The sequence below is a fragment of the Nitrospira sp. CR1.1 genome (assembly GCA_014055465.1).
Taxonomy (GTDB): domain Bacteria; phylum Nitrospirota; class Nitrospiria; order Nitrospirales; family Nitrospiraceae; genus Nitrospira_A.
The window spans coordinates 107,041-126,733 of record WIAF01000006.1 but is presented as its reverse complement, the minus strand read 5'-3'; the positions used below and the strand labels follow the sequence as shown (position 1 = coordinate 126,733).

Genomic DNA, 19,693 nt, shown 5'->3' with positions numbered 1-19,693 from the left:
ATGACGTTTGGTGTGCAGGATCATGAGGGAGACGCCACGCAACACACTCACATTCGGCGTAGGTCTTTTCGCCGGCATGGTGGCATTGTTCGGATGCAAGGGCGAGGCCTCTCCCCCGCCGGCGCCGCCGATGCCCGAAGTGCAGGTGATCGAAGCCTCCCTTCAGACCGTTCCCGACGAGCCGGAATTCATCGGACAGGCTGAGGCCTCGAGTATTGTCGAGATTCGGCCGCAAGTGACCGGTATCATCAAGCACCGCTTCTTTTCCGAGGGACGCGACATCAAGCAAGGGGACCGCCTCTATGAGATCGATCCCGTCCCCTTCAAGGCGGCGTATGCGAGCGCCAAAGGCCGGGTTGCTCAAGCCGAGGCACGGCTCGTTCAGGCCAAGCAGAATCTGCAGCGGGTGAAGCCGTTGCTCGTCGAAGACGCCGTCAGCCAGAAAGACGTTGATGATGCGGTTGCGGAAGACCTTGCCGCGCGGGCCGCGCTAGAAGCGACGAAAGGTGATTTGGTCAAAGCCAAGTTCGATCTGGACAACACGCTCGTGATGGCGCCGGTCGACGGGTTGATCGAGCGGACACGCTACCATCAAGGCCGGCTGGTGACGGCTCAGACCGACTTGTTGACCGTTATTCATCAAGTCGATCCCATGTACGTCATCGTGAGCGCGCCGGAGAGTTTTCTCCTGAAACGCAGACGGGACAGGTTGTCAAAACGGATTCAGCATCCCGGTGTCTATAGCCTCACCGGCACCATTATCTTCGTGGACGGCACGACCTATTCTCACGAGGGCAAGCTGGATTTCACGGATATCAGCCTGCGAACGGAAACAGGCTCAAGGCAGGCGCGGGTGGTCTTCCCGAATCCGGATCGTCTGCTCTTGCCGGGCCAGTTCGTGACCGTACGGTTTCACGGCGTGTCGAAACCCGATGCCATTCTGGTTCCGCAGCGTGCGGTGCAACAGGGGGCGAAAGGCACGGTGGTGTATGTGATCGGTCCCGGCGACAAGGTCGAAGTCCGCGACGTGAAAGCCTCGGATTGGCAAGGAGATCGATGGCTGATTGAGGAGGGGCTTCACGTCGGGGAACGCGTGATCGTAGACGGATTTCAACGGGCTGTACCGGGAGCCCAGGTCAAGACTGTGCTGGTCTCCTCCGCCGCAACCGCCGCCGGTTCCTCCGGTGTCGTCACCGAGACGGACCGGCCGAAATGAACCTCAGTTTTTTTATCGATCGCCCGATTTTTGCGTCGGTTCTCTCTATCGTCATCATCGTGGTGGGGCTGGTTGCCATGCAGGCCCTGCCCATCTCCCAATTTCCGGAAATCACCCCGCCGGTCGTGCAGATCGAGGCCGACTATCCGGGAGCCAGTGCGGAGGTCGTGGCGGAGTCGGTGGCGCGTCCGATCGAACTGCAATTGCCCGGTATCGACAACCTGCTCTACTTTGATTCGACGAGTACGAACGATGGGCACATGAGCATCCGGCTCACGTTCCAGATCGGCACCAACGTCGATATTGCGCAGGTCCAGGCCCAAAACCGCCAGAAACTGGCCGAGCCTCAACTGCCGCCGGAAGTCGTCCGGCAAGGGATCACGGTCAAGAAGATGTCTCCGGATCTCCTGGCCGTCATGGTCATGCAATCGGACGACCCGCAACAGGATGCCTTTTTCCTCTCCAACTTTGTCACGCTGCGCATTCTCGACAATATCAAGCGCCTGCCGGGTGTCGGTGACGCGTTGGTATTCGGGCAACAGAACTACAGTATGCGCCTGATCCTCGACCCGGTTCGCATGGCGCAGCTCAGCCTGACGCCGACGGATATCGCGAACGTCGTGCGCGAACAGAACCGGGATTTTCCCGCCGGCACGATCGGTCGGGAACCCATGCCGGTGGCCACGGAGCTCACGCTCCCGTTGATTACCGACGGACGGATGTCGGATGTGCGCGAGTTCGAAGAGATGATCGTCCGGGCCTTGCCGAACGGCTCCATGGTCCGCCTCAAGGATGTGGCGCGAGTGGAGCTGGGCGCGCAGTCGTACGTCCTCGAAGGCCGCTATAACCGCAAACCCACCGCTCTGCTCCTCACATTTCTTTCGCCCGGCGCCAATGCTCTCGACACGGTCAAACGGGTCCGGGCTGAAATGGAGCGCATGAAGAGAGTGTTCCCGCCGGGCGTCACGTACGATATTCCCTATGACACGACGCGCTTCGTCGAAGTCTCGATCCACGAGGTCATCGCTACGTTGCGCGACGCCATGATTCTCGTGTTGCTGGTCGTGTATCTCTTTCTGCAAAGCTGGCGGGCCACGTTGATTCCCGCCCTGGCGGTTCCGGTGTCCCTGATCGGCACGTTCGCAGGCATGGCCGCGCTGGGTTTTTCGATCAACACGCTGACGTTGTTTGGGTTGGTGCTTGCCATCGGGATCGTGGTGGACGACGCCATCGTGGTGGTGGAGAATGTGGAGCGCCACATGGCCGGCGGACTGTCGCCGAGAGACGCGGCGAAGCGAGCCATGAGCGAAGTCGCCGGCCCCGTCATTGCTATCGTGCTGATTCTCTGCGCCGTGTTCGTCCCGGTGGGGTTTCTGGGGGGTATTACCGGCCAGTTGTACAAGCAATTCGCCATCACGATTGCGGTCTCCGTGACGATCTCGGGATTCGTGGCCTTGACCCTCAGCCCGGCACTCTGCGCGTTGATCTTGAAGCCGGGTCACGAATCTCACCGGGGCCTGTTCGGACTCTTCAACCGCGCATTCGATCGGATTCAAGGTCGCTATACGAACGGCGTGGGCCTCATGTTGAAACATGGGCTGCTTTCGATGGTGCTGTTCGGCCTGCTTCTCGTGATCGCCGCCGGTCTCTTTCGTTCGATTCCGATGGCGTTTTTGCCCGATGAAGATCAGGGGTACTTCATCACGGTCGTGCAGCTCCCGGACGGAGCCTCGAAAAAACGCACGGATGCCGTGCTCGATCAGGTGGAGCAGTACTACCATACCTTGCCCGCGATCTATGGGACACAAGTGTTGTCGGGGCAGAACTTTGTCTTCAATACGCGGGGCACCAACACCGCCACCATGTTCACGCCGCTCAAACCGTGGGACGAGCGGAAGCGCGAACAAGATCATGCGAAGTCGATTATCGGCGGCGCGTTCAGAGAGTTTGCCAAGATTCCCGGCGCACTGGTGTTAGCCTTCAATGCGCCTTCGATCCGCGGGCTCGGCGCGACCGGCGGGTTCTCCATGCAGCTTCAAGATCCGACCGGCGGGGACTTCAAAAAGTTCGGCGCCGTGGCGCAGGAATTCGTCGCCAGGGCCAGGCAGGACCCCGCCATCGGATCGGTCAGCACTAGTTTCCGCGTGAGCGCGCCGCGCGTGCAGGCCAAAATCAATCGGGAACGGGCCAAAGCGCTCGGGGTGCCGATCTCCGAAGTCTTCGATACCCTCCAGGCCTACTTCGGGAATCTGTATGTGAACGATTTCGTCAAGTTCGGCCGCGTGTATCGGGTCCAAACCGAAGCCGAACCCCAGTACCGCGCCCGGCCCTCGGACATCAGCAAAATCTATGTGCGGGCGACGAACGGGCAGGGGGTCTCGATGATCCCGCTCGATACGGTCGTCACGACGACCTATTCCAGCGGACCCGATCCTGTCACCCACTTTAATGGGTTTAACACCGCGCTCGTGCTCGGATCCGCGGCGCCGGGATACAGTTCAGGCCAGGCGCTCGATGCCCTGGAGCGAGCGGCGCAAGACGTCCTCCTCCCGCAGGGCTTCGACATTGATTGGAGCGGGATTTCCTATCAGGAACGCAAGGCGGGAACGCAATCGATGGTCGCATTCGGGTTCGGACTGCTGATGGTATTTCTGCTGCTGGCCGCGCAATACGAGAGCTGGAGCGTTCCCTTTGCGGTCATTTTGGCTGTGCCGTTCGGGGTGTTCGGCGCGCTGGTTGCCGTGTGGCTTTCGGGAATGGCCAACGACATCTATTTTCAAATCGGCCTGGTCACTCTCATCGGGCTTGCGGCCAAGAACGCCATCCTGATCGTGGAGTTTGCCAATCAGCGCTATGCGCACGGTCTCTCGCTGAAGGATGCTGCGATCGAGGCCGCGCAGTTGCGGTTCCGGCCGATCCTCATGACCTCAATGGCATTTATTCTCGGCGTGGTGCCCTTGCTGCTTGCCAGTGGCGCCGGGGCTGCCAGCCGCCATTCGATCGGCATCGGCGTATTCGGCGGGATGCTGGCCGCAACCTTTCTGGCCGTCTTTTTCGTTCCCTTGTTCTTCGTGCTGGTCCGATCGTTCGTCCGACCGGCTGCAAGACCGGTTCCGGCGGACGGAGCCGAAGCAATCCGGGCCGGATCGACCCCGACATCCAGGGAAGGAGGGCAGTGACATGCGTGTTGTCGCGTTGATGGGAGCCGCTGTGTTGTTGTCGGCCTGCGCGATGGGGCCGGATTACTCGCGGCCCGACATTCCCGTCACCGAGTCGTTCCGGATGGCCGGGGAAGAGAAAGATCTGCCGTCGCTCGCCAACATGCCTTGGTGGGAGCTCTATCGGGATGAAGAACTTCAAAAACTGATCCGCGTATCGCTGGAGGAGAACAAGGATCTTGAGCGCGCCGTGGCGACCGTCGAAGAATTCAAGGCGCGGCTATTCATCTCCAGAACCGACTATGCGCCGCAACTGACCGCGACGGCGAATGGACCTATTGTGCGAGAAGGTGGTGTCCGGTTTCCCGGATTCAGCAACCCCTTCAACTATTATTTGCAGGGCAATCTCGCTTGGGAGATCGACGTTTGGGGACGCATCCGCCGCTCCAACGAAGCCGCGCGGGCCGACCTGCTGGCCAGGGAGGACAACCGACGCGCGATCGTGCTGCAGTTGGTCGGAGGCGTGGCGCAGTCGTATTTCGATCTGCGGCAGTTCGATCTGCAATTGGAAATCGCCGAGCGCACCTTGAAGGCGTGGAATGAATCGGTGCGCATCAGTCAGGCGCGCCACAGGCAGGGATTGATTGATCGGCTGGATGTCGAGCAGTTCCAGGCCGAGCGGGAAAACGCGGCAGCCCGTATCGCCGATTTGAAACGCCAAATGATTCAGAAGGAAAATGAACTGAGCGTGTTATTGGGGAGGAATCCCGGCCAGATTCCGAGAGGTCTGGCGTTGACCGGGCAAACGATGCCACCCTTCGTGCCGGCCGGCCTGCCCTCCGAACTGCTGCAGCGACGCCCGGATATCGTGCAGGCTGAGCAGCAGTTGGCTGCGGCGACCGCCAGGATCGGGGCCGCGAAGGCCGACCGCTTTCCCAAAATCTCCCTCACCGGGACGTTGGGCATCGCGAATCCGAGCTTGGGGAAGCTGTTCACTCCAGGCGGGGATTTCGGGGTGTTGGGTCCCGGGTTGACCGGCTCGTTGCTGAATGCGCAGGCGCTCGGGTTTCAACAGGACGCGGCCGAGGCCCAGGCCCGCCAGGCAGTGGCCCAATACAAGCAGACGATTCTCGTAGCGTTCAAAGAAGTCGAAGATGCGTTGGTGGGCGTCAGCACCGCCCGCGAGCAGGCGGCGGCGCAGGAGCGACAGGTCAATGCCTTGCAAGCGGCGCTGCGACTCGCCAGTCTCCGCTACAAGGGCGGTCTGGCGAACTATTTGGACGTGCTGATCGCGCAACGCAATCTGTTCGACGCCGAACTCTCCCTTGCCTCGACCCGTCGTCTCTATCTGACGTCGGTGGTTCAACTCTACAAAGCCTTGGGGGGAGGGTGGTCACTGGAGGAACAGGGGCCGGCACGGCCGATGGCGACCGCCGTCGAGGCCCAATCCAAATGATGCGCGGTTCACGAATCTTGATATCGATGGAGGCTGACCGTTCTCCTGACGGTGCCGACAAGGCGTTTCATGAGCGGGTCGCCGGATCATCGCAAGGAGGGGCTCATGACGGTTTCGAAATGGTTCCCCTGTTGGCTGATCATTGGCTGTCTAGTGATGCACAGTGTCGAGGCGGCAGCCCAACAATCACGACCCGATGATGAAATCACCAGGCTGGCCGACAACGTCTATCTGTTCCGGCATCAATTCCATCAGGCTGTGTTTATCACGACGCCGCAGGGCGTGATCGTCACCGACCCGATCAGCGCAGACGCGGCCGCTTGGCTGAATGCCGAGATCAAGAAACTCACGGATCAGCCGGTACGGTACGTCATCTACAGCCATCACCACAACGACCACATCACCGGCGGCAGCGTCTTTGCCGAGCACGCTATTTATGTCAGCCATGCTCTGGCTCGGCCGAACATTCTGCAGGCGGCGGATCCGGCAACTCCCGTTCCGGACATCACCTTCACCGACCGATTGTCCATCGACCTCGGCGGCACTCACGTTGAATTGATTTATACCGGCAGGAACCATTCGGACAACAGCGTGGTCGTCCTGTTGCCTCAGCACAAGCTGCTGTTCGCCGTGGATTTCATTCCCGTCGAAACCGTCGCCTATCGCACGCTGAAGAGCGACTATCCCGACGAGTGGATCGAATCGCTCAAGAAGGTTGAGCAGTTGGATTTTGAGATGCTCGTGCCCGGCCATGGGAAGATCGGCAGGAAGGACCACGTGCGCCTGTTTCGCGGCTATCTTGAAGATCTCCGGGCCGCCGTACTCGAGCACGTGAAGCAAGGCCGCAGCATGGAAGAAACCAAGCAGGCCGTAAGGCTTCCCAAATATGAGCAGTGGCAGCGCTATGCCGATTGGTTTCCGGAGAACGTGGAAGGCATGTATCGGTATCTGTCGCAGGCGAATCACTAAGACTCCTGAACTCCTTATGCGCGCGTAGCCGTTTAAATAGAGGCGCAGGATGAGGGTCGCCTTGATCGACGCACCACCGGATTCATCAAATCGGCTCTTGTGCAGGACGCCGTGGGCCGCGGCCATGAGGTCACGGCCATCGTGCGGCATCCGAACACATTACCGCCGCACCCGCATCTTCATCCCCTGAAAGCCGATATCTACCAGGCCGATGAGGTGGCTCGTTCGGTTGGCGGTCACGGGGCCGTTACCAGCGCCTTCAATCCAAGTTGGAGCAATCCGTACATCTACAACCGTCAGGTCAAGGGCGCGAAAGCCATTATCGGTGGATCGCGATTAGCCCTGTGGTCTATCTTTTGTTGGCGAGGGATGAACCTTCGACTCCGGCGGGCAACGACTTCCTTGAAACGCTCTGCCTCGTGATTCCGTTAGGCGGGATTCCCCTCACATTTCTCACGGCCTATGCGTCGGGGAGAGGTGGCTGGTGGTGGCTCCTGTGCGTGGTGGTTCTCTCCATGGTTGGCGTGTCGGTGGCCTCGTTCATCGCGGCCAGTGGCGTCGACTATCACGATTCCCGTAACTCCGGCTTACTCGACGCGCCCGCGTACAGTCTTTCAGTTGGGCTCTTGCTGCTGGTGCCCCATACGTTCATCGCTGCGGCTCTAGCATGGAAAAAAAACGGGCGAGGACGAGATAACGGTGCCTAGTGCGAGTTGCTGCGTCCGCAGGTGGACTGTGCGATTTCCAGAGTTGAAGTCGCCCGTATTTGACAGCCACCATTCGGAGCTCCAGTCGGCAGGTCGAGTTCCCGTTCTATTATGGACAGACTCAGAGTTATGGGGCATATATGGCTTGCGGTTCACGTCCGGCGTATAGCAGTGGGCATTGATGAAATTGAACCCTCGTGAAAGGGGCTTGGTATGAGCGTGCCTTCCTTTACTGCACACAACATCCGGCTCGATGGCGGCAGGCGCACCATACCTGATGCGCCACTGTTGGTGGAGGAGTGGCCTGGGTTTCACTCTCTCAGGAGGCTGTTAGACGTGGTGTTTCCTGCCGGCAAGGAGAACCATCGCATTGTGGATCTGGGATGTTTGGAAGGGGGCTACTCGGTCGGATTTGCCAGGATGGGATTCGAGGCGGTGGGGATCGAGGTCAGAGACGCGAACTTTCAATGCTGCTCCTATGTGAAGGAGCATGTCAGTCTCCCGAATCTGCAATTCGTGCAGGACAATGTGTTGAACTTTTCCTCTTATGGCAGATTTGACACGGTGTTTTGCTGTGGTCTGCTCTATCACTTGGATCAACCAAAAGCATTTCTGGAACAGGTGGCCAAGCAGACGAAAAAAATGCTCATTCTTGATACGCATTTTTCGATCGAGTCCGATCGGGTAAAATCGCAGTATGTGCTTTCTCCCATGACATCGAACGAGTCTCTGAAGGGCCGTTGGTATAGAGAGTTCCAGGACAATGCCTCCGTTGACGAACGGCAAGGGCTTCGCTGGGCCTCTTTTCATAATAGCCAGTCATTTTGGGTGAAACGGGAAGACCTGATCGGACTGATATACGAATTGGGTTTCAAGACGGTCTTTGAGCAATTTGATCATCACGCTCCGGACATGACAAAGGTCTTGACTGACAGTTACGAATATTCACTGCGAGGAAGATTTGTCGGCATTCGGTAGGATCGGGACTGCTCATATCACAACCCCTCTGCTTGGCTAGCCTCCAAGTTCAGGGCGTCTCTTCTCAGCACCCTTCCGGTCGTCTCCGTGGCCTGAGCGACTCCATTCCAAACCGCTTTGCTAATCCCCGCACCCAAGCTTCTTAAGCGAACAGGTGGCCCCGTTGCACACTCGTTCGGAGTGATTCCAGCTGCGATGCAGTCTTCGGGCGATTCATGCGCGCCACCCAATCGCGTGGCCGCCTCATGGGCTAGTCACTGAGCCAAGCTGTCAGCTTGGCATCTCCTTGATCCCGCCCTTGTTTCTCAACGCAAGCCCCACTGCGACGCCCAGTATCAGGCCGATGAGGCCGATGATGATGCGTCTATACAACGGGATCTGCAGCCATCGTGCAACCAGCCTGGCTGGGAAGTGACGGTGGCCGTGTATTCCAACATAGTATCGTCCACGAACTATCCGCTGTGCTCCTGTTTCTCGGGGAATGCGCAGCCGGGTTGTTGAGACCAGCTCAGATGTTGCCTTGTCGGTTGTAGCGGATAGTAGTAGATCTGCTTCGGCACGGGGGGAAGTGATGGCGGGGTTCTAGTGTGTTCACTTGCGCCCCGCAGCCGTAGGCTTGCTGAATCAGTGCTGAATCGCGGAAACGGCCTGCCGCGTATATTCGCGCAGGAGAGGGACTATACGGCTATTGAACGGATCCCGGCGAGTGGCTGGAGAAGGCGAACGATCGACAAGCGTCAGGCCGGGTTGCAGCTGCCTGTCGGAGTGTAGTGGGGGGACGGCGGACTGAAACGATTCCTGGCATGTTTTGCATGGTTCAAAAAACGACTTCCCGTTGTTTGTTCATTGGCGGCACACACCATTGCCCGCAGGGATTAAGCTACGTCGGGATAGAAATAGTCGGCTCCGACGGGGAGTTTGCCGAGCCATTGCGTAAAGCGCGAGACCTCTTCCCCGCGAAAAATGCATCCGTGCTGAGGAAGAATTGCCGTGATCGGCAGTGGTGCGAGTCGTGTGTTCATCCCGGCGACAGCCCGGTTGCTGGACATATAGCGTTGATGAAATCCCTGCATGGCTTGGGTGTGCAGGGTCCAATCATCGATCACGAGCCTGAATGTGTGGTCCTTGTACATGGCTGCTCCGACATCTCCTGAAAACAGGAACCCGCTGACCGTATCGTGAACAAGAATATTACCGGGGGAGTGAAGAAATGGCGCGGAGATACAATCGAGTCGGCCGCCTTCTTTCAACGGGATCGAAAGGCCCTCGTCCGGTACTTTGACGAAATCGAGATGGTGAGCCTTGCCGCTCACGTCTCTGGATTCGTAATGCAGCATGAACCGAGTCCATAGGCTCGACACGACCAGCTTGATGTGTTCATTCCACTTGGTCCAACTGGGAAATGAGGCGCAGATATCGGGATCTTGGTGGCTGAAGAACAGGTGGGTGATGCTCATCGGGCTGAGGAGAAGGCACACTTTCTTGAACACGTGTGGAAACCGGTCGAACCCACCCGGTTCAAGCAGGTAGCCTTCGTTTCCGTCGATAATCAGGTAGGTGTTGCACTCTATCTCGTCTCCTCCAGTGTGTGTGCCGATCCAATAGACCTTGTGGCTACCGCTTTCAAAAAGCAGGATTGCGTCGTCGGAGTTGATCGAATCATTGGTTAAATTATTCAGCGGAACAGAAACCATGGCAACCTCCATCTGGCGAGTCACTGACCAGCCCGGCCTCTGCACTTCTGGGTTAAATTATAGAGGAACATCCATCGATCACAAACTGAATACGGAAAGTGAGAGAGGCTGAAGAGGAGTCCTGGTTTTAGGATCCTTCCGTCATTTCCCGGATCTGAACTGAGTTCTGACACAATTCACCATGCGGTGTCTCGGTTCAGCTGCTCCCGCATCGGCCTTGGCGTCTGGAGTCGGCACTACAGGGACACATATGGGCCTCCTGGGCCTCCGCACGCACGGTGAAGATCTGAAATGGAAAGGCTGGCTGTGCTCTTTCCATTTGGGAAGTAGGGTCAGTGATCAGTGAGCGCCGCAGGGGCACGCCGGTTGACTCGCATGCGTCTCGCAGCCAAGATGGCGCCCCGAGGTGGCGTGTTGTGTCTCTTCTGTTTGGACCCGAAGGAATCTGGATTGCGATAAGCCTTGCGGTCTATCTCTTCGCGGCGAGGAATGAACCTTCGACTCCGGCGGGCAACGACTTCCTTGAAACGCTTTGGCTCATGATTCCGTTGGGCGGGATTCCCCTTACATTTCTCACGGCCTCTGTGCAGGGGGGAGGTGGCTGGTGGTGGCTCCTGTGAGCGGTGGTTCTCTCCATGGCCGGCGTCCTGGTGGCCTTGTTCATCGCAGCCAGCGGCATCGACTATCATGATTCCCGAAACTCCGGCCTACTCGGCGCATCCGCGTACAGCCTTTCAGTTGGGCTCTTGCTGCTGGTGCCGCTTACGATTTCGGCTGCCGCTCTTGTTTGGAAAAGGAACCGCGCAGGAAGGAAATAGCAATTCCTGGGTGCGAGCTTATTCGCCGGACGTGAAAATGTATGATTGCAAGACCTGACCCCTTCTACGGTGGGCATGCCAGCGTTGTGTGTAGGTGATGGTCATCCAGCGGAGCACCTCGGAGAGTTCTTCATCCTGGCGAGGCCAGAGGAGGAGGTGCCAGTGATTCGGCATCAGGCAGTAGGCGGCGATGCGAATGCGGGTCTGAGCGTTGGCTTCGGCGAGAATCGTTTCGAACGCGGCGTAGTCAGAGGGCTTGTCGAATAAAGCCAAGCGTCCCACGCGACGATTCAGGACGTGATAGGCGAGGTCTCCGGCTGCGAGCCGTGGACGGCGTGGCATGGGCGATCTTGTACCGATTCGGCGCGATCCTGTCAAGAAAAGACTCCCGACCCCTTTTCTTGTCCCCCGGCGTGATCCTGTCAGATTCCCGCCCCCTTTTTTTCTCTGTGCGGGGGAGCTTACAAAAGCTTTTCTAATAACTTTGTCCCGAGGAGGTTTGCTAGAAATCCCATTGCTATTGCCCCCCAAACATCGTTTACCGTGATCTGAATGAAAAACTTTGTATCTGCGATTCTGGAAAGAAGAATGGTGACAATTACTGCAAGTAATATGCATCTCAGAAAAGTGCCGGAAGTTGCAAGAGCGGTAATAGGTATACCCTCTCCATCTTTCTTTGAGACACGAAGCCAATAGAAGGCAAGAATTCCTCCTATGGCCGCTCCTATCATGATCACGATATTTGGGGCCGCGACGGGGATGCTAGCGCTCTTGGTTACAAGCCGATAATTATCCCCTCCTACCTCTTTGGCATTCGTCCACTGCTTAATGATTACACTGACCTCGTAATTGGCGGGGGAGAAAAAGAGAAATCCAACCTCCGTGATGATTACTTTGAGAGTACTAAATACTCCTGCCGATGTGGCCATATTTTCTATTTCTGGGGGCGAAGGAGTCCAAAATAGAATATAGGAATCACCCGGCTTTATTCCGATTGTTTCATTAGGCGAATGTTTGAGCTCAGTCGCAAAAGTAGCATGCCAGACATCAGTCCGTTGAGCGAACGGGTATAAGAGTTCGGGTGGGACGACTAGCACAGTAGTGTCCCAGGTAATAAATACGGTTTCTTCGGATTGATTTTTCACCTGGACTATGAACCCCAATCCGGACCCAACGGTTGGCTGCGCTTTTGTTGGTTGTATTGATACTATCTCCAGCAGCGACTTGCTTGTCATCAACCTTTCAGTTGGCGAAGTGTCATTCGAAGAGGAGGAGCCTGATAGCATAAGTAGGTTCATGAGGAAGGCTGTTAAAATCCGGCTCGCCCAAATAACATACTTGCGATCTGATCTTGTTGTCATAAGGATTGTCTCCAGGAAATCCTTAAAAGGCGGAAAGTCAAATGCGGTCTAGAGTCCCTCCTTGGTGTAAGGGCAAGTCCCAGTGACGTGTCGAGAAAAGACTCCCTTCAAGCTTTGTGGGCCTATGCCTCTGAGCACCGCGCGTCGGGAAATGGGGTATGACACCTTTTCCGCAATGAGCAAAGGCTCCCGCCCACTTTTCTTCCAAGGCCCTACGACTTGCGTGACTGTAGGACTCGTTCTTCGACTTCTCTGGCTCCTTTCGGCGAGATTCGGGCTGTACCCGAAACGTTGTCATGCTCGATGAGCCTTGCAGAATGCAGCGGGCGAAGAACTCTTGTGCGAAACATGGCTAGCGAACTGTACTCAACCCAACTTGTGAGGTCCTTTTCGCTAACCCAGCTAGGCTTCTGGTATAGTAGAAGGAGGGCTTGGTCCCGCGCTGGCATTTCGGAGTCGAGAACACGTCGAACAGAGCCGACTTCCCAAATCACAGGGAGTTTACGCTCGATCAACGCATCAACCGATTCTTGTGCCTCTTTCGTAGACACATTGTGAAATACCCGCACGAGTTCAGCTACCACCCAGCTCGACATACTTAGCACAGCAGTGGCATCGAGATAGTTTGGATCAACGTCGCCACCTAGATGGCCAACATTTCGATTGTTTCTGATCTCATAGAGCGCGGTCAGCATTCTCGGGATGAGTACTCTTAGAGACCTGTCGCCTACGCGTGATGCTGAGGGGGGTATCTTCTCCAACGCTCGACACGAATCAACCATGTTTGCGGGCTTGGACGGTTTTGCCGCAAATGCGCCTTTCAGAACTCCATCGATGATCGTGAACACCACCTCGCAGAGCTTCCCGCCATTGAGCTCTGCAGGCTCCCAGCGGTGCTCGGCATAGTTTGCAGCGATCTCCTGAAAGCTCATGATCAGAGGATCGCGCAGGCCTGCAGGAATTCCAGCGAGCAACTTCGCTGAGTCGATCATGCCTGCTCAGGCGAAAGGTTTTTGACTAACGTGGCGGCGTGTTTCAAGCCCGGGGCTGTTAAGATCCACCCCTTATCCTTCGATCCGGTGAACCAATTGCCCTTGGCCCTCAACGTCGTAGCATGATTGGGGGCGTCGTAGCAGCCGACCGATGAACACAAAGCGCGCGCGTCTTTGTCAGTGAATTTCGCCTCGCCACTGATCAACAGCTGTGCGATTCCAGCTAGGACATATGCGTTGAGCGTTTTTTCTTTCTTATTCTTTCCTGGCATTTCTCCGACAATCACGTCGACTCTGCCGTCCTCGCAATGGAACACTTGGCCGAGCTGATTAGCCGTGATGTTGTTATGCTTCTGCCAGGTTTTGGCCTTTCCTGACGTGGTAATTGTTCCGCCGTCCTCAGTTTCTCTATCGCTACCCGCGTTTGTGGTTTCGCCGAGTAGGGTCAGAGATGCAGAAACCACGCGCCGCCTCTCGTCAGATGAAAGCGGGGTTAGGAGGTCAACTATCTTCCCCACGATGTCGGACGGTTTGGCTTTTCCCATGACAGTGTTCCCTCACCAAACAGATGGTTGAAGATACTTCGCGCTCTAATCAGCGTCGTGTCACGTGTCAACTGATGCGCAGTTGGCCCTTTGACTGCAGCAAGTGTACTGTAAGTAAAGTCGGATATCCACAGGCTGAATTGTTGGATCAGAAATGGTGTCAACAATAGCATGGGTGTGAAAATTGTCGCGCCATTTCCTACGCCTTACGGTCTAGGAAATCAACCGTAATTTATAGCCGTTGCCTGACATAGGGTGTAGAGGACCATAACGGATGAGCGGGGGATGGGGTCTTGCGTCTCTGCCCATACTCCCATGGTCATGCCAAGCTCGCTTGTTTTCCTTTAGGGTAGGGAGCCTGATTGGTCTCGCAGTCCGCGCGTCCAATGAGGAGTGCCTGCGACCGCGCTTTGCGCTGTCCATTCACTCTCACCAGGAATGGCCGGATTGCCCTTCAACTGCGCGCATGGGACGAGCACCGTTTCACCGTGCGCGTTCTGCGAGCAAGAAGGGTGACCGGCCGTTCCTTCCCTCCCACTCTTGCATCTCCATCTTTTCCCCCCTTACAATGTCGTTCTTCAAGCTAATCCCTTGGCATTCTGACTGTTTCGGAGTGCCGGGTGATCTCAGAAGCCGTGAAACGTGAGACGTGAAGGGTGAAACGGGGGCGGCCTGAGCTACCGATTCGCCGGCCTTGATCCGTCCGTTCCCGCCCTCCACTTCCCAGGCCTTTAGAGTCCGGCTATAATCCCGCTCATGGAATCGATCCGGTATATTGGGTGGCAGAATCAGGCGCAGTGGCTCGGTTACCTTCAGGACTATCCCGATTACTGGACGCAAGGGGAGTCGTTCGAGGATCTACAATCCCATCTTGGTGATCGTTACCGTGACTTGTTAAATGGCGGAGCTCTTTCAGATGTGCAGTAGAAAGGGTGATCATGAGCAAAGTGGAAGCCATTGAGCAGCAGATCGAAAAGCTTTCCTCTGACGAACTCGCCGCGTTTCGCCGATGGTATGCGGCATTTGATGCAGAGGCATGGGATCGTCAGTTCGAGGCTGATGTGAAGGCCGGTAAACTCGATGCCCTCGCTGAACAAGCGCTTCGGTCTCATACCTCCGGCCAGTCGAAGCCGTTTTGAATCACCACACCTCACCAGAGTTTTGGGCTTGCTACGACGCCCTCCCTGCTTCGATCCGCGAACAAGCCGACCGCGCCTTTGAATTGTTAAAGGCTAACCCTCGGCATCCGTCGTTGCATTTTAAGCAAGTAGGCCGGTTTTGGTCTGCGCGTGCAGGGCTTCAGTATCGAGCGGTCGGAGTTGAAGCAGCGGACGGCATCGTCTGGTTCTGGATCGGGACTCATTCAGAGTATGACAAATTGATTCGTTAGACCCCGCCACGTTCCTATTTCCCACTCTTGCATCTCAATCTTTCCCCCTCGTACAATGTCCTCTCTCAGAGCCTAACCCTTTGGCATTCTGATTATTTCGGAGTGCCGGACCGATACAAGGGCCGTCTTCATGCGGGTTGAGTACACAAAGGGCGAGCGGGCGTCGCGCGAGCTGATCATGCTCCAGCGCCAATCGTCTGAAGCCGCCGCCGGCCGGAAGATGAAGGTCATGCTCATCTTTCCGCCCGACTGGTTCCCTTCCGAACCCTATCTCAGTCTTCCATCCCTCACCGCCGTCCTCCGCCAAGCTGGGCATCAGGTCGTTCAAAAAGACATCAATCTCGAGATGTGGGATTGGTACTTCAGCGAAGACTTTCTCAAGAAGGTCTTGCGCAAGGTGCCGCAGCAGCTCGATCGCCTGAGGAAGCTGGCAAAGAAGCGCGAGTTGGAGGACTGGGAAAACGATCTTCAGCTGCAGCTTTGCGAGGTGAGCCGCCAGCGGATCGACGAACTGATCAGGAAGGCGGAGCAGGCCAAGGCGATCATTCGCGGGGAAATATTCTACGAAATCGACCAGTTGGAATGGGCGATTCAAGTCTTTCGTGAGGTCACCGCGGTGATCTCCCTGGTCTATGCCCCGGCGCGGATCTGCATGCCGCCGATGGAGACCAACCTCTCCTATAAGGTGTTCGTCTCCAGCGAAGTGATCGAGGCGGTGAACGACGCCCAGGTGAACGTCTACCGCGATGTGTTCGAGCAGCTGGTGAAGCCGGCCATTCAGGCCGAGCAGCCGGATGTGATCGGCATCTCGATCGTGTTGCAGCAGCAGATGTTCTCCTCCATGACCTTCTGCGCGCTCATTAAGCAACACTTTCCCCACATTCATGTCACGATCGGCGGCAACACGGTCACGCGTCTGCGCGACGTGCTCCCGCAGTCGCCGTTGTTTCAGTACTTTGACAGCGCCGTGGTTTATGAAGGGGAGACGGCGTTTGTGCAACTCGTGTCGGCGGTGGGCGCGAAGCAGAGCCTGGCCGACGTGCCGAACACCATCTATAAGGACGCGAGCGGCGTACATGTGTCCGCGACAAGTTTCGCCGAAGATATGCAGACCCTGCCGCCGCCGGATTTCGACGGGCTGCCGCTGGGGAAATATTTCGTCCCGACGAAGATCCTGCCCTATTTGGCGACGCGAGGATGTTATTGGGGCCGCTGCGAATTCTGCGATCATGGCGAGGGCTACACGGCGGGCTACCGGTCGAAAAAGATTCAAGACGTGCTGGCGGAGATCACCTACCTGCGCGACAAGTACGGGGCGAGACATTTCCACTTCACCGATGAGTCGTATCCGCCGGCCCTGTTCCGGAAACTCACGCGCGGCTTGATCGACAGCGACATGGGGATCGCCTGGACGACCCACATGCGGTTCGAGAAGAGTTTGCTGGAGGATCAAGTCTGGCAGGATGCGAAGGACAGCGGCTGCAAGTACCTCCACTTCGGCTACGAATCTGGCAATGAGCGGGTGCTCAGGCTGATGGACAAGGCCACGACCACCGAAATCATGATGAAACACTTGAAGTATACCGCCGAGGCCGGCATCTGGAATCACTGCATGGGGTTCTTCGGCTTTCCCGGCGAGACGCGCGAGGAGGCCTGGTCGTCGGTACAGTTCTTGGAACAGAACAAGGATCACGTCCACTCGCTCGGCTTCGGGACGTTTGATCTTGGCCGGCACAATCCCGTGGCGAAGAATCCGGAGAAGTTCGGTGTGACGGCCTATAAGAATCCCGAGTGGGATCTGGCGCTGGATTATTACTTCACGGTGAAGCAGGGCTTGAGCATCGAAGAGGCGGAGCGGGTGTTTGAAGAATTTGAACGGAACCACAACCCCGGCTGGGACCTGCGGCTGTTCATCCGCGAATACATTTTTCTCTACATCGCGCGCTTCGGGTTGCAGAAGCTGCCGGATCTTCAGTATCGCGCGGCGAAAATCGCCGGGGCCGTGCCGACGCTGGCGGGGAAGATGTAGCGAAGGCGTGAAACATTACGCGTGAGACGTTAAAGGTGAAACGTGAAACGGCGTGAAAGACAACGGGGCGAAAGATAAAACTTTAAACGTGAAACGCAGGCCGTTCCGTTCTCGTTTCACGTTTGACGTCTCACGTTTCACGAAGGATATCCATGAGTAGTAACGGTCTCGTCCAAATCGACGGGCTGTCGCCGATCAAAACGGAAGATCGGAAGCAGTCGAAGGTCATGTTGTTGTTCCCGCCGGAGTGGGTGCCGACTGCGCCCTACCTCGCCCTGCCGATGTTGACCGCCGTGCTGCGGGAGGCCGGCCATCAGGTCGTGCAGCGCGATATCAACATCGAGATGTACGACCACTTCTTCAGCATGGAGTTTCTCATCTGGGTGAAGGGCCGTCTGGGCATGCACCTCAAGCCGCTCCAGGACAAGGAGAAGGCTGGGACGCTGACCGACCAGGAGGCCAGCCAGAAAGCGGTGCTAGAAGACGCCTATGCGGTGGACGTGTTCGATCTCGCGGAGCGGGCCGAAGATGCCAAATTAGTTGTACGCGGCGAGCGGTTCTACCATGCGGAAAAATTGGAACGCGCGCTCAATACGTTTCGCGAAGCGATGCAGTACATCTCCGCCGCCTACTATCCGGCCTCGCTCGTGTTCTACCCCATGGAAAGTAATCTGGGCTATCGGCCTGGCGTGTCCAAGGAAGTGTTCGCCTGTCTCGACGATGAGCAGGTCAACGTCTATCGCGACATCTGCAATCAATTGGTGCTGCCCAGCGTGAGCAAGGAAAAGCCGGCGGTGATCGGCATTTCCATCGGCACGCAAATGCAGCTGATGGCCGGCCTCACGTTCTGCAAGATGATCAAGGAGAGCTTTCCGGAGATCCGCGTCGTGGTCGGTGGCAACGTCGTGACGCGATTGCAGGAAGAATGGGCGCACCATGAGCGGTTTTTCACCGAGGTATTCGACGCGGCCATTTTGTATGAAGGCGAGCATGCGCTGCTCTGGTATCTGGAGGCCGTGAACGGCCAGCGGGCGATGGAGCAGGTGCCGAATCTCATGTATCGCGACGCGGACGGCGTGAAGCAGAGTAAGGAAGTGTACACGGAGAAAACCTCCGCGCTGCCGCTCCCGGATTTCGACGGCTTTCCGCTGGATCGTTATTTCGTGCCCGAGCGCATCATTCCATATCTTGCCACGCGCGGCTGCTACTGGGGCCGATGCACCTTTTGCGATCACGGACAGGGCTATTTCGACCAGTACCGCGGCATGAGCGCGCAGCACGTGGTGGAGCAAGTCACGGCGCTGCGGGACAAGTATAACTGCCGCCATTTTCTCTTCTCCGACGAGTCCTATCCACCCGCGCTGTTCAAGAAGGTGTCGCAATTGCTCGTGGACCGGAACGTCGGTATCAAGTGGACCACGTTGATCCGTTTCGAAGAGACTTTGCAGGATCAGGCGATTTGGGATCTCGCGGCGAAGGCCGGCTGCTGCACGCTCTACTACGGCATGGAATCCGCGAACGAGCGTGTGTTGAATCTCATGGACAAGCATGCGCGGAAGAGCGTGATCCAGAACAATCTGCACCAAGCGGCCAAGGCCGGCATCTGGAACCACGTGATGGCGTTCTACGGGTTCCCGGGCGAGACGCGCGATGAGGCGCTGGAGACGCGGCAGTTCGTCATCGACAATCAGCCGGTGATCCATTCGGTCGAGCTGTTTTATTTCGTGGCCTATCGCCACACGCCGATGGTGCGCAATCCGGACAAGTTCGGTATCACGATCCATAAGCAAGAGGAGTATGACCTGCCGCTGGATTATTACTACACGCTGAATGAGCCGGTGGGGATCTCTTGCCTAGACGCGATGCAGCTCTGCGAAGAGTTTTATAAGAACGACTTTCAGCCTTGGGCGGTGCGGGTGAATAGCCGCGAACATGTGTTCCTCTACATCTCCAAATTCGGCACGAACAAGTTGCCGCAGATTTATGCGGCGACGAAGGATGGCGCAACGACCGAAGGGGTATCGGGGTTGGTGACCTGGCCGATGGCCGTCGCCGAAGGAGCAGGAGAGAAGGACGGGGAGACGTCGCTCTCGCGGGTGGTCTCCCACGGCGTCGAATAACAGGGCTGCTGAAAACGGCCTCCCGCGTCGTTCTCGGCTCGTCAAAATCCTCACCGTACCCTGAGGGTACGCCTCCGGTTTTGACCCGCCTGCGGCCTAGCGGGAAGCCGTTTTGAGCAGCCCTGGGGCTGCGGAGTTGCCTGGATGATGAAAACGCCATCTCACGGCGTTCTCGGTCGGGTGTCTCCCTGCGACGTACCGCAAGGGTACGACTCAGTCGCCACCATCCCTGCGGCCATGTGGTATGACGTTTTGATCAT

15 protein-coding genes are annotated in these 19,693 nt (G+C 57.1%); 11 read left to right on the top strand and 4 right to left on the bottom strand.

What is annotated here, in order from left to right:
* The first annotated feature begins 22 nt into the window (after nt 1-22).
* The 7 genes from GDA65_12320 (at nt 23) to GDA65_12290 (ending at nt 8,484) form a co-directional block, all read left to right on the top strand.
* Complete coding sequence (locus tag GDA65_12320) at nt 23-1,216, top strand: efflux RND transporter periplasmic adaptor subunit (protein ID MBA5863479.1); 1,194 nt, start codon at nt 23-25, stop codon at nt 1,214-1,216.
* Nucleotides 1,213-4,395 carry a multidrug efflux RND transporter permease subunit gene (locus GDA65_12315; GenBank protein MBA5863478.1) on the top strand — a complete coding sequence of 1,061 codons (3,183 nt, stop codon included), beginning with the start codon at nt 1,213-1,215 and terminating at the stop codon, nt 4,393-4,395. Before GDA65_12320 ends, GDA65_12315 begins: the two co-directional genes overlap by 4 nt.
* Nucleotide 4,396: 1 nt before the next feature.
* Entirely contained in the window at nt 4,397-5,830 is a 1,434-nt protein-coding gene (locus GDA65_12310) for an efflux transporter outer membrane subunit (GenBank protein MBA5863477.1), read from the top strand.
* A 69-nt stretch (nt 5,831-5,899) separates the two neighbouring features.
* Nucleotides 5,900-6,799 (top strand): MBL fold metallo-hydrolase, encoded by a 900-nt coding sequence (locus GDA65_12305; GenBank protein MBA5863476.1) that lies wholly within the window; start codon nt 5,900-5,902, stop codon nt 6,797-6,799.
* Between the two features lie 36 nt (nt 6,800-6,835).
* On the top strand, nt 6,836-7,222 hold the full coding sequence (locus GDA65_12300) for an NAD(P)H-binding protein (GenBank protein ID MBA5863475.1): 387 nt from the start codon (nt 6,836-6,838) through the stop codon (nt 7,220-7,222).
* Nucleotides 7,144-7,506, top strand: a complete 363-nt coding sequence (locus tag GDA65_12295) for a hypothetical protein (GenBank protein MBA5863474.1) — start codon at nt 7,144-7,146, stop codon at nt 7,504-7,506. Before GDA65_12300 ends, GDA65_12295 begins: the two co-directional genes overlap by 79 nt.
* A gap of 213 nt (nt 7,507-7,719) precedes the next feature.
* Complete coding sequence (locus tag GDA65_12290) at nt 7,720-8,484, top strand: methyltransferase domain-containing protein (GenBank protein MBA5863473.1); 765 nt, start codon at nt 7,720-7,722, stop codon at nt 8,482-8,484.
* A gap of 875 nt (nt 8,485-9,359) precedes the next feature.
* Here GDA65_12290 and GDA65_12285 read toward each other — a convergent pair.
* The 4 genes from GDA65_12285 to GDA65_12270 all read right to left on the bottom strand — a co-directional run bounded on the left by GDA65_12285 (nt 9,360) and on the right by GDA65_12270 (nt 13,894).
* Complete coding sequence (locus GDA65_12285; GenBank protein ID MBA5863472.1) at nt 9,360-10,190, bottom strand: MBL fold metallo-hydrolase; 831 nt, start codon at nt 10,188-10,190, stop codon at nt 9,360-9,362.
* Between the two features lie 824 nt (nt 10,191-11,014).
* Entirely contained in the window at nt 11,015-11,689 is a 675-nt protein-coding gene (locus tag GDA65_12280) for a hypothetical protein (GenBank protein MBA5863471.1), read from the bottom strand.
* A gap of 880 nt (nt 11,690-12,569) precedes the next feature.
* A complete protein-coding gene (locus GDA65_12275) occupies nt 12,570-13,349 on the bottom strand; it encodes a hypothetical protein (GenBank protein ID MBA5863470.1) in 780 nt (259 codons plus the stop codon).
* Nucleotides 13,346-13,894, bottom strand: a complete 549-nt coding sequence (locus tag GDA65_12270; GenBank protein ID MBA5863469.1) for a hypothetical protein — start codon at nt 13,892-13,894, stop codon at nt 13,346-13,348. The genes GDA65_12275 and GDA65_12270 overlap by 4 nt, the downstream gene beginning before the upstream one ends.
* A gap of 938 nt (nt 13,895-14,832) precedes the next feature.
* On the opposite strand from GDA65_12270, the gene GDA65_12265 reads away from it, so the two are divergent.
* The 4 genes from GDA65_12265 to GDA65_12250 all read left to right on the top strand — a co-directional run bounded on the left by GDA65_12265 (nt 14,833) and on the right by GDA65_12250 (nt 19,433).
* Nucleotides 14,833-15,033, top strand: coding sequence for a hypothetical protein (locus tag GDA65_12265; protein ID MBA5863468.1), 201 nt, complete (start codon nt 14,833-14,835; stop codon nt 15,031-15,033).
* Complete coding sequence (locus tag GDA65_12260) at nt 15,030-15,284, top strand: hypothetical protein (protein ID MBA5863467.1); 255 nt, start codon at nt 15,030-15,032, stop codon at nt 15,282-15,284. The genes GDA65_12265 and GDA65_12260 overlap by 4 nt, the downstream gene beginning before the upstream one ends.
* A gap of 130 nt (nt 15,285-15,414) precedes the next feature.
* On the top strand, nt 15,415-17,313 hold the full coding sequence (locus GDA65_12255) for a radical SAM protein (GenBank protein MBA5863466.1): 1,899 nt from the start codon (nt 15,415-15,417) through the stop codon (nt 17,311-17,313).
* Between the two features lie 152 nt (nt 17,314-17,465).
* Nucleotides 17,466-19,433, top strand: coding sequence for a radical SAM protein (locus GDA65_12250; protein ID MBA5863465.1), 1,968 nt, complete (start codon nt 17,466-17,468; stop codon nt 19,431-19,433).
* Nucleotides 19,434-19,693 lie beyond the last annotated feature (260 nt).